This is a genomic window from Pseudanabaena sp. SR411, assembly GCF_002251945.1.
Lineage (GTDB): Bacteria > Cyanobacteriota > Cyanobacteriia > Pseudanabaenales > Pseudanabaenaceae > Pseudanabaena.
The window spans coordinates 1-10364 of the sequence record NZ_NDHW01000110.1; the positions used below are offsets into that span (position 1 = coordinate 1).

Genomic DNA, 10364 nt, shown 5'->3' on the forward strand with positions numbered 1-10364 from the left:
AAAACTTCTACCAGAAGACTTGAAACAGTATTTTCCATTTTGGCAACGTTCTGATACTTTACCCAAATGGGATATAACCATTGTTCCTAATTGATTGGTATCTTATTTCCTCGCAAGTCCCTAAGTTGGGCATAAATATGGCTGCATTGAGGACACTTTCCTGAAAAGATTGGGTGTGTATTGAAAATCTGCCATTGCTCTTCACTGGTCATCTGTGGGGTAAATCCTGCTTCATACTTCAGTCGAAAATCAAGACAATCATTTCCCATAACACCTTGAGGATGTACTGAGCAACCATTGCGATAAATTTGACAAGTTGGGCATTGAGGTAAATTCATACTGATTTTGAGCAATCTCCTAACTCACGCTGAATGTTAGATAGAAATTGGAGAATCGCTTCATCAAAAGATGCTGGAGCGACTAAAAAAGCCCAATGGTTTCCATCCACTTTACAGATTTGGAGATTTGAGCAGTAGATTTTATAGGGTTTAAGCTGCCATTCAGATTGGTTTAGCCCTTGCTTTGGTTGGACAAAAAGAGTTGGTACAGTGATGGATTGGTTTAGCCCGTCGATTCCTAAAATTGCTTCAAAAATAAGATTTCGTGCTTGGACGGGGAACTTACTGCGCCAAGAACCATCTGGTTGCTCGGCAATCGTAGCCTGAAAGACAGCTTCTTGGAATGGAGTCCAATCACGATATTGTTTAAGGGTTCGAGCAATTTTCTCGGCTTCGGCGTAGGTAGGGAATGTGCCCACAATTTTTAAGAAAGGTAAGACGCGATAGAAAAGAGGAAAAGTAAGTCTTACCCACCAAGGGAAACGTCCCATGAAAAAGGGATCGACAAAAATCAAACTACGAAAACGTTGTGGTGATTGTTGTGCCCAAAGGGAAACAGTTTTGGCACTCCATGAATGAGCAATAATATGAGCACTTTGCCATCCTAGAGATAGCATTAAGCCTTCTAAGTCATCAATAATGCTCTCAAAGGAGTAATTATCAGTAGGTTTGGTACTTTCTCCATGTCCACGTAGATCGGGAGCGACAACACAATAGCGATCGCTTTGAGACGTAACAAACTGCCCAAAATGTGACCAAACTAAGCCACAGTCCGCCATGCCATGTAAACATAGGACAGGCTCTTTCCCCTGTCCCCAAGATAGATATGACAATTGTAAATTTGGCAGTTCAATCGTATGGCGATCGGTCATAATACGTCATCAATATTTGAGTAGACTACAGGCTAAAAAACTTTTCAGGTACTTAAGAAAATAAAGCAAAGCTGTAACTCAATCTTAGCTTATCCAAATTCTTCCGAGTTCGCATCATAATTTTGAAGGCTTTCAGAAAAATGCGCTATCGCTAAAAGTCTGTGAAGATTTGAGATGTAAAAATGAACAAAGAAAATTGCCAAATGTCACTGTATAAAAATAGCAAATATTATGTAATAGTGAGTTTCAAGTTATCAATAAAAAAGATAGCATCTAGGCTCAAAGACTATTATGGGTGCAAAATTATCGAATGCAATCGAGATGCAGTGGCTTTCTTGCCTTCAAAATCTGGAACAATTCAGCAAATGCTAGAAAGTGGAAAAATACAAGACTGCACTGAAAAATTTAAACATATAAACCAGTGCAATTGAACTAAACTTGCCCATTCTACTACAAGAGTATGGGTAAGCTAATTTTCTATCACAAAGGTCTGTCAAAAGTCCTTAGCAGGAGTTTCGTGACGAATATAAGGAGTAGAGCCAAGTAATGGTGTGGAAATATAATGAATCTGACTTACCCAGTGGCAGCGAATCGCGGCAAAGCCATGTGGAATTTATTCGTGTAAACCTTGAACTACTGCTAGCAGTAGCATGGCACGGCTATGAAAGCGAAGGAAGAGGAGCGATCATCATTGATGTCAGCAAATCGAAAGAATCGCAAATCGGCATCAGCCCCTATCAAAAATGGCTGAACTCCGAAAGCTATGGCTGCTATCTAAGCCAAGCCACAGCAGATCGCATTGCCAAAGAATCGGGATATCCCAACCCATTCCAAAAGGAAGAGAAGAGACAGATCAGGGAATATAAACCTGACAACCAAGTTGTAGTCTGCTTTATCCGCACCGATGGCGGCTTTAGCTCCTATGTGATCGCCCATCCATTCCTGACCGCTAAACAAGCCTATGAAGTCAACAAAAACAGACTGCAAGCAGAATTTGCCGTAGATAAGCCAGACTAAATCCAATCCCAATATGCAACATCCAAAAGCCTCCTGATGTAAATCAGGAGGCTAATTTGTTATGGAGTCAAATATGACCACCAAAAGATACAAAAGCATCCTGTGCGGACGATTGCGACTAGAGATCGCTGACCAACCAGAACAGCATAATTCAGAAAAAAAGTACCCAAAAAGCATCCACAAGCAACTCCGTCGCCAATTTAGAAAAAGGAAGCAATTAGCGCTTACCGCTTAGTTCAGCCTCAATCTACAACACCCCAAAAGCCAAAAGCTAACAGTCAAAAATAAAAGCCATGAACACAGCCACCATGATCGCCACGCAGCAAGCATTGATTGACAAAGGAGCCGAATATTTAGGCGACCTAATTGCATGGTCAATCAGTGCCGAAACCAGACTAAGTGAAGCCACTCTGAAACTTGCCGCCGAGCAAGTCAATCTCGACTTCAGCTACCTCCCCGAAATTCCTAATAAACTTAGTGCATTCAAAAATGCCCGCACCAAAACCCAGACCCAACTGAGCAATCAAAACCTTCTCATCCGCCAAATCTCCAATAACGGCGTACTAGTCTATGGATTTGTCTTAGAGAACAAAAACGAGAAGGACAAAAAGCTGCGCTATAGCCAACTCGCCTCCTATAGCTTTGATAAAAGCAACGAGACGAGCAATTGGAACCGAGAAGACTGGAGTAGTGACAATGAATCCCTGATCGACATCGCCAGAACCACCTTCGACAAATGGTACACATGGAGCCAAGAAATCACCAGCAAAGAAATCCGTGCCATGCTGACCGAATTTGTGAAGAAAGCAGGAGTGCCATTTCGAGAACGAGGTGGCACATACTTTGTGGCAAGAAGCTATCGGTTAGAATTAACCGCCTTCCGAGAACTGCTACCCCTGATCCACAAAGAAAACAACATCCGCTGGATGCCGATCGCAGGTATTGGTGATATGGACATCATCGCGAGGCAATCTCTTGAAAAGGAAGTGCAGTCAATGTCCAGTTACCTAGACGAGCTGCTAGATCCTCAAAAAGTATCAGAGACCAAAGGTAGCACCCTGAAGAACCAACTCAAGGTATATCGGGAAGTCGAAGACAAAACCAAAATGCTGTCTGAACTATTGCAGTTTCGTTCCGATGCTCTGACCGATAAACTCGCCAAACTGCGCCAACGTTGCCTGAACGTATTGGATGAAATTGCGACAAATACAGTAGTTGAAAGTCCAGAAGCGCAATCCCATCAAGCAGAAGCAAGTATCTGTGAATCAGAAGAAACCAACTCCATTGAAACCAGCCTAATTCCTGAAACAACAGAAGAGAACCCAGACAACCTATTTGATCTCGGCTTCTAGCGAAGGATCTCGGGAGTAGCCAACGCGCTACTCCCTATTCAATATCAAATATCAAGAGGAACTGAAAAATGATAGCTACCGAAATCGCCCAGAACAATGGACATACCACTGCATTGACCGTAACCAATAAATCGCCTTTGGAGAAATTGCAACAACTGCGAGAACAATTGCAAAACGTTTACCTAGACCGTAGCGAAGCGATCGACCTGATTATGGTGGGACTGCTGGCAAAAATGCACATTTTCTTAGGAGGAAAACCAGGCACAGGCAAAACTGAACTCGCAAAGGCAGTCTCCGATGCAATCACAGGAACCACCTTCTTCCATTACCTGATGACCAAAACTACCGTCGCCGAAGAAGTGTTAGGAGCACCCGACCTCGCCGAACTGCAAAAAGGTAAATTCGTGCGCGACACCGAAGCCATGTTACCCGAAGCGCACCTAGCGCTCATGGATGAAATCGGCAAAGCAAATAGCATTGTTCGTAACTCCGCACTAGGACTAATGAATGAACGAGAATTTCTCAACGGCAAAACCAAACTCCAGGCTCCATTAATCACCATGATTGGCTGCTCCAACGAACTCCTAGATGGAGAAGAAGATGGAGCATTTTGGGATCGGCTGAGCCTGCGGTACATGGTGGATTACTTGGGCGATGAAGATCTGCGAATACTGCTGCTTCGCAAGACTGGCAACATCTACTCACCCAAAATCACCACCATGCTGAGCCTAGCCGAACTAGAGCAAATGCAAACCGATGTGAAAAACGTGACATTTTCTGCCCCAGTGATTGACTCCCTGATCGACCTGCAACGAGAACTAAAGAAAGAAAACTACATCGTCAGCACCAGAAAATACGTGCAGATTGTCACCATTCTCAAAGCATATGCCTATCTGCAAGAAGAAATCGAAGTAAGCGAAGACAGCTTCGAGATTCTCAACCATGTAATCTGGAATCATCCTAGAGAGCAGACACTGATCAGAAAAATCGTTGCCAAAGTAGGCAATCCCGTGAACATCCAAGCCCAAGAAATCCTCGCTGCCATCACCGAAAAGCTTTCAGACTTAGGTAACTGTCCCATCTATGGCACCAAGAAACAGCAAGACGATTGGGCAACTGAAGGGTCTGGAGTATTGTCCGATATGCGAAACATGATTGACAGACTGCAAAGCCTGATTGCCCAACATCCACACAAGGCAAAGAAAGCTCAACAAGCGATCGCCGAAATCGAAGCCAAGAAGAAACCATTACTCGCCAAAGTCAGCGAAATCATGTACGGCGCATAGAATCCAATTAAATCAACCAAAAGAGAGCAGACTACCTGCTCTCTAATTTTATGGAAAACCAAAATGCAAGAACCATTAGTGTATCTAATCCCCAAATGGACAGAACTATATGTTACCGACTTCAAAGAAAAATCATCCAGACTAAGTGAAGTCATCAAAGAAGGCGATCACAAAATCTACAACTTTGAAACCTTTGTCAGCGAAACCTATCACCGCCTGTACGATCGCCAACCCAACCGACTCGAAGACAGTGCCATCAAACCCGAAAACAAAATCTGGATTGCCATCCACCAACAGATGAGCGAACAATTTTTGAATGCTCAATCTTTAGAGTAGTTTATTTCAGAGTCCACAATATGACTAATTGATCATCTCCACAAGATGCAAGTTTTGTGCCATCTGTAGAAATTGCTAGTCCTCTAATTGAATCTGAGTGACCGTCTAAATGACCAATTTCTCTTCCAGAGTTAACATCCCAGCATCGGATTATATGATCAGAACCACCAGAAATTACATACTGGCTATCAGGCGAAAAAACTAGGGCATAAACTTCTGAAGCTTTGGCATTGATTTTCATTAGTTGATTACCTGTTTTTGCATTCCATATGAAAACTGTGCCATCGTTCCCACCAGAAGCAATTAATTTTCCATCAGGTGATACTGCAACAATATTTACTTCATCAGTATGACCATAGAGAACGAACTTACACTCTTTTTGTCTGATATTCCAAACTCTAATGCTAAGATCTGATGAACCAGACACAATGAAATTAGCGTCGGGTGAAAATGCTACAGAGAGAACTTTTCGCGTGTGTCCTTTAAAACAGTGAATTTCGTTACCTGAACTAACATCCCACAGCCGAACTTGTTTTTGTCCAAGTCCGCCAGCGATTTGAGTACCATCAGCATTTGAAGCAATTGCGTAAAAACGAGAGTTAATATCTATTCTTAAAGTTCTTATTTTCTGTCCAGAATTACTCCAAATCTGAATAGTCTTATCCCATGATGATGTAGCAAAGCAATATTTCCCTACAGTTGCCGATCCCGTTATCTTTTGGCTATGAAAACTTAAATTTGCTTTTATTTTGCCCGTCTCACATTTCCATATTAAGCCAGAGTTATCATAGCTTCCAGATATCAAAAGGCTGCCATCATCTGAAAAGGCAACAGATTTTACACTTTTTTCGTGACCAGAAATATACTGACTTATTCTCTCCTCAACACTACGGCTACCAACCTGTTCAGTATAGGTTTCTGTATCCTGATATTGCTCTGTTTCTTGGCGTAGTTCTGATTCTTTATACTCTTCTGAAACATAGTAAGTCTCTATTTCATCAACATAGTAATGTCCAAAAAGATCGTCAAGCAGAAAAAATGGAATATGAGCTTTTCTTTTTTTAACAGTTCTTGTTTTCTGAACCATTCTAGTTTTAGTAACCATTCTGGGTCTTGTAACAGTTCTTGTTTTGGTTACAGTTCGAGTTTTAGTTTGATAAACAGGTACTTGCTTTAGTTTCTTTACATATCCCATACCAGGGCGTTTCCAGAGCATCTTAAATGAAAATGCAAATCTATTTGCCCTAATTTTTGCATTTTCTTGCACAGAAATTAGCATCTGATCAATTACCCAATCAGGAGTATTTGATTTGAATTTTGTGATATCAATATCTGGAACTTTACTGACTGGATCAGTACAGGCTTGCTGAAGTGCCATTACTCGTCTGACTATTTCCCTGTCAGGTAGTCGGCAAAGCATAGCAAAAACTTGTGACTGAGAAGGATTAGCAAAATCTTCTCGGCTGAAGAGCATATTGTCATCATTATTAAATTGCCACCAGAGATTTGATTCACACTTCACCGCCAGAATAGCCGTATGGATTGCAAGTGCTGCAAAGTTATCAATTTCTGCATTAAAATCTTTCCCACTTCTTTGTGGATGTTGATAAGAAGGATGTCCTGTTTCATGACTGCCTTGACCAGCTAATGTAGGCACAAACATTCCATCATAATCAATTAATTTGAGTTTTCCATTGCAGACTAAAATGTTACCATGCTGTAAGTCTCCATGAGCTATGCCAATAGATTTTAAGCTTTTAACTAACGTAGTCCAGTCGTCTGCAAGTCTTTGTAAAGCTGCTTGGTTATTCAGTATTGATTTAATGTAAGTGTTTAATGACTGACCTTCAAGCCATTGCATTTTTAAAATTGGTAGCCACTTCCCTTGGACTCTGATTCCTTGAGGCTGATAGTTAAAATCAATGAGATATGGTGATGAGATAGATCTTAAAAACTTATGGATCTTCTCATATCGACTTTGTTGATCAGCATACTCGCGTAAAAAACAACGAATAGCCCACTTGTTAGAACCATTAGTAATTTGATATACGCTTGCAAAACCGCCAGTAATGGGAAGGGGTAATCCTAAATTATTAAGCTGTGGTTGTCCATTTTTTAGCTCTGAATCTGCAAAGCAAAAAGATGGATTTTGAATTGCATCCTGATATTCGGCTAGAGTTGGTATGGACATATACCTTCTTAACTCTCCAAGGTAATAATAATTAAAGTAACGTCATCATTACGAATTTGTTTGTTTTCTCTCAGTTCGTCAATTATATTTTGCAGAAAAAGTTCTTTCATTTTTCTTTCTTGTCGTCTGTCTTCTCCAGCAATTCCAATTCTTTCCCAAGGCTTTTTACCAAGTTCGTCTTGTTGCAAGAACCAACAAGCAATAGCATCGGACATTAGATAAAAGGAGTCGCCAACTTCCCATTTATTCTCCAAAAATTTAGTATTTTGAGCAAGTTGAGAATTTTTAGAATTAAGACTTGAGATTAAAAAAGGACGATTATTAAATTCTGTGGAATGTTCTATTGGTAACTTTGTTATTAGTTGATCTCGTCTAATTTGGAATAGACAACTATCCCCTACTGCAATAGCTTCCCATGTTCCTTGTTTATAGATTTTCAGTCCTATCAAAGATGAAAATGCTCCACTTTGTGCTTTCTCTAAAGCGTACCAAGGAAGAGAACTTTCCTTGCTGTCAATTTCTTGTTGCCAATTTTTCTGTATTTTTAAGAGGTTTTCCGTGATGAATGCTGCTTTATTACATAGCTTTCCTTTGCGGTAAGCTATGGCAAGTTCCCTAGCCCATTCTCTTGCAAAAGAAGACTCTGTAGCACCGTCTGTAACTGCATAGCAGTATGCTCCATCTGTCCTTGATGGCTCAGGTGAGATAGTGTACGAGTCTTCATTTTCTGTTTTGGAGTTGCCATCTTTAGGCGCTGTAAATTTAGATACTACAGGTTTCATATCAATTTAACGAAGATTACTAGGGCGAGTTCCAATGTCTAAGAATCGAATTACTGAAACGATATCAGCATTGAAAACAAAGCCGCGTGTCTTCTCTGAAACTGAATAATTTTCTTGTCTAGCAAAGTCTTGCATATACGCAGGTAGGAGACTAGATAAACTAAAAAGAAGCTTCGCATATTCATCAGGTAAGGTTTCAACACTGTCTGGGAATTCTACTGGCTTAGTGCGCTGGCTAGAAAGATGCAGATTGAAAAGCAAGACGTTACCATCATCACTCGAAAGTTCTCTAATTGCCTCTGCTTCACTGGTAGGATCTCCATCATTGGATTCACCATCAGTAATGTTTATCACGATTGGCGGAAAACTACTTGGGTGCTGATTTAGCCAATCAGTTAATGAACCTCTTGCCAAGTTTAAAGCTTGGCACATTGGTGTCCCACCACCTGCTGAAGACTCAAACCACACAGGAAATCGTACTTTTTGATCAACAAGTCCACCTGCACCATCGTCAATCTTTTTAATACGCTCTTCTACGCGGAAAGGATTATTTGCAACTTGGCTAATTGGCACAAAACCTTGACCTGCTAGTTCGCCTTTGAAAGCGCTACCAACTGAGCTACCGTAGCCAATAACCCCTACTTCATAGTAGTCACGAATTCCTTCCCCTTTAGCGCACTTGATTGTTAGATTACGCAAGAGGTTGTTAATAGCATCAGCAACTGCATCAGCCTTGGATTTGCTAGATTCTCCCGCCCCAAAGGTGTCAGCCATTGATCCTGATTGATCGATTAAAAATAAAAAGCAAGATGGGTTAGTTCTGCTTATTTCAGCCGTGTAAGACATATACGATCGATGGTTTCTGTATATTTATTCATTTCATCATACAAGAAATAATGCTGAATTAGTATAAACTTAGTAAAATTAAGTGAAAATATTAAGTCTCTAAGTCTCATAATTTTTTGTTTTATTGCTGCGTTACTTGAAGAACTACTAAATCCTTAAACTTATGTCAGCAAGAGATCTGTTCCATGAAGCCGTTAAAAAAGCACTGCAAAAAGAACAATGGGTAATAACAGATGACCCTTTGAAATTCAAATTTGGGGATGTGAACTTTCAAGTAGATTTAGGAGCAGAGAAAATWGTCGCCGCAGAGAGACTAGGAGAAAAAATAGCAGTCGAGATCAAAAGCTTCTTAAACCCATCAGCAATTACCGATTTTTACTCAGCAATGGGACAATTCTTGAGTTATCGGCTAGCGATCGAAGCAAACGAACCAAGTAGAACACTGTATTTAGCAGTACCATTGGACGTATATCAGACATTTTTTCAACTAGAGTTTACGCAAACTGCTGTACAACGCTATCAGATTTTGCTAGTTGTATATAACCCARTAAATGAGGAGATTGTGAAATGGATAAAGTAAGCAAATACCGCGAGTATATCCAAAAGTTATTGACTCAGTACGTGAGYGGAGATATATCCAATGAAGAGGTAGAAGTMCAGTTAATCTTTGATGTAGAGAGAGATCATTATCAATGGTTGAATATCGGYTGGMAAGAACTGAACCGAGTATATCGATGTGTAATGCATTTTGATATTAAAGACGGCAAGATATGGCTACAACAGAACTTAACAGACCAAAATCCTGCGGAAGAATTGATAGCAATGGGAGTATCGAGACAAGACATTGTGTTGGGATTGCAACCACCTTATAAGCGTCCATACACAGACTATGGAGTTGCTTAAAGTGACTTGGTAAGTGCTATTGATAGGGGATTGATAGCACTTACGGCGAGATAAATCGACAGAAAATTAAATAAGGCTAGCGCCCGTGCTGATGGAGAAAAACATATGTCCATTAGCGAAAACGCCATGACTAATCCAGCAACCGACCTAGATCAAGATAGACTAAAGCTGTGCCTTGAAATATTGCCAGAAGCAGACTCGACCGAGAGAATGGTGATAATTTCCATTTGCCGAGATCAGGGAATGCCATTGATTCGGACTATTAGACTAGCTGAACTAATACCAATTCCCTTACCCTTACTGGAGTCTAGACTAAGTTGATTAAGAAAATCAGAAAAAGAGCAGGAAGAAGCAACCCAGAGAATGGAGAACTGAGCAAATCCAAGAGAATGAAAAGGAGAATATTTAGGATTAGGTATTAGGGTTGTCTTTGTTGACCTT

General features: G+C 40.6%; 13 protein-coding genes. 7 read left to right on the plus strand and 6 right to left on the minus strand.

Going from position 1 to position 10364, the window contains the following annotated elements:
• Positions 1 to 86: 86 nt before the first annotated feature.
• A complete protein-coding gene (locus B9G53_RS11225) occupies positions 87 to 338 on the minus strand; it encodes a hypothetical protein (RefSeq protein WP_094532192.1) in 252 nt (83 codons plus the stop codon).
• Entirely contained in the window at positions 335 to 1210 is an 876-nt protein-coding gene (locus tag B9G53_RS11230) for an alpha/beta fold hydrolase (RefSeq protein ID WP_094532194.1), read from the minus strand. Before B9G53_RS11230 ends, B9G53_RS11225 begins: the two co-directional genes overlap by 4 nt.
• Before the next feature lie 546 nt (positions 1211 to 1756).
• Here B9G53_RS11230 and B9G53_RS11240 point away from each other — a divergent pair.
• From B9G53_RS11240 to B9G53_RS11255, 5 genes are all read left to right on the plus strand, one after another.
• On the plus strand, positions 1757 to 2227 hold the full coding sequence (locus B9G53_RS11240) for a hypothetical protein (RefSeq protein WP_094532198.1): 471 nt from the start codon (positions 1757 to 1759) through the stop codon (positions 2225 to 2227).
• Positions 2228 to 2300: 73 nt separating this feature from the next.
• Complete coding sequence (locus B9G53_RS27345; RefSeq protein ID WP_176453181.1) at positions 2301 to 2462, plus strand: hypothetical protein; 162 nt, start codon at positions 2301 to 2303, stop codon at positions 2460 to 2462.
• Between the two features lie 58 nt (positions 2463 to 2520).
• Positions 2521 to 3579 (plus strand): DUF6744 family protein, encoded by a 1059-nt coding sequence (locus tag B9G53_RS11245; RefSeq protein WP_094532200.1) that lies wholly within the window; start codon positions 2521 to 2523, stop codon positions 3577 to 3579.
• 68 nt (positions 3580 to 3647) lie between these two features.
• Complete coding sequence (locus B9G53_RS11250; protein ID WP_094532202.1) at positions 3648 to 4865, plus strand: AAA family ATPase; 1218 nt, start codon at positions 3648 to 3650, stop codon at positions 4863 to 4865.
• 63 nt (positions 4866 to 4928) lie between these two features.
• A complete protein-coding gene (locus tag B9G53_RS11255) occupies positions 4929 to 5201 on the plus strand; it encodes a hypothetical protein (protein WP_094532204.1) in 273 nt (90 codons plus the stop codon).
• A 1-nt stretch (position 5202) separates the two neighbouring features.
• Here the strand turns inward: B9G53_RS11255 and B9G53_RS11260 are convergent, their stop codons facing one another.
• The 3 genes from B9G53_RS11260 to B9G53_RS11270 are packed head-to-tail and all read right to left on the minus strand — an operon-like array spanning position 5203 to position 8948.
• Positions 5203 to 7392, minus strand: a complete 2190-nt coding sequence (locus B9G53_RS11260; RefSeq protein WP_094532206.1) for a WD40 repeat domain-containing serine/threonine-protein kinase — start codon at positions 7390 to 7392, stop codon at positions 5203 to 5205.
• A gap of 8 nt (positions 7393 to 7400) precedes the next feature.
• Positions 7401 to 8174 carry a protein phosphatase 2C domain-containing protein gene (locus tag B9G53_RS11265; RefSeq protein ID WP_094532208.1) on the minus strand — a complete coding sequence of 258 codons (774 nt, stop codon included), beginning with the start codon at positions 8172 to 8174 and terminating at the stop codon, positions 7401 to 7403.
• Between the two features lie 6 nt (positions 8175 to 8180).
• Positions 8181 to 8948: a vWA domain-containing protein gene (locus B9G53_RS11270; protein ID WP_254923631.1), complete on the minus strand. Its 768-nt coding sequence runs from the start codon at positions 8946 to 8948 to the stop codon at positions 8181 to 8183.
• Between the two features lie 235 nt (positions 8949 to 9183).
• On the opposite strand from B9G53_RS11270, the gene B9G53_RS11275 reads away from it, so the two are divergent.
• Positions 9184 to 9600 (plus strand): XisH family protein, encoded by a 417-nt coding sequence (locus B9G53_RS11275; RefSeq protein ID WP_094532212.1) that lies wholly within the window; start codon positions 9184 to 9186, stop codon positions 9598 to 9600.
• A complete protein-coding gene (locus tag B9G53_RS11280; protein WP_094532215.1) occupies positions 9588 to 9923 on the plus strand; it encodes a XisI protein in 336 nt (111 codons plus the stop codon). Before B9G53_RS11275 ends, B9G53_RS11280 begins: the two co-directional genes overlap by 13 nt.
• Before the next feature lie 236 nt (positions 9924 to 10159).
• On the opposite strand, the gene B9G53_RS28015 is transcribed toward B9G53_RS11280, so the two are convergent.
• A partial coding sequence (locus tag B9G53_RS28015; protein WP_217901561.1) for a hypothetical protein occupies positions 10160 to 10364 on the minus strand: 205 nt, incomplete at its 5' end.

Bases quoted from the DNA above. Each gene is read 5' to 3' on its own strand.
- B9G53_RS11225 (WP_094532192.1), bottom strand. From the start codon at position 338: ATGAATTTACCTCAATGCCCAACTTGTCAAATTTATCGCAATGGTTGC.
- B9G53_RS11230 (WP_094532194.1), bottom strand. From the start codon at position 1,210: ATGACCGATCGCCATACGATTGAACTGCCAAATTTACAATTGTCATAT.
- B9G53_RS11240 (WP_094532198.1), top strand. From the start codon at position 1,757: ATGGTGTGGAAATATAATGAATCTGACTTACCCAGTGGCAGCGAATCG.
- B9G53_RS27345 (WP_176453181.1), top strand. From the start codon at position 2,301: ATGACCACCAAAAGATACAAAAGCATCCTGTGCGGACGATTGCGACTA.
- B9G53_RS11245 (WP_094532200.1), top strand. From the start codon at position 2,521: ATGAACACAGCCACCATGATCGCCACGCAGCAAGCATTGATTGACAAA.
- B9G53_RS11250 (WP_094532202.1), top strand. From the start codon at position 3,648: ATGATAGCTACCGAAATCGCCCAGAACAATGGACATACCACTGCATTG.
- B9G53_RS11255 (WP_094532204.1), top strand. From the start codon at position 4,929: ATGCAAGAACCATTAGTGTATCTAATCCCCAAATGGACAGAACTATAT.
- B9G53_RS11260 (WP_094532206.1), bottom strand. From the start codon at position 7,392: ATGTCCATACCAACTCTAGCCGAATATCAGGATGCAATTCAAAATCCA.
- B9G53_RS11265 (WP_094532208.1), bottom strand. From the start codon at position 8,174: ATGAAACCTGTAGTATCTAAATTTACAGCGCCTAAAGATGGCAACTCC.
- B9G53_RS11270 (WP_254923631.1), bottom strand. From the start codon at position 8,948: ATGGCTGACACCTTTGGGGCGGGAGAATCTAGCAAATCCAAGGCTGAT.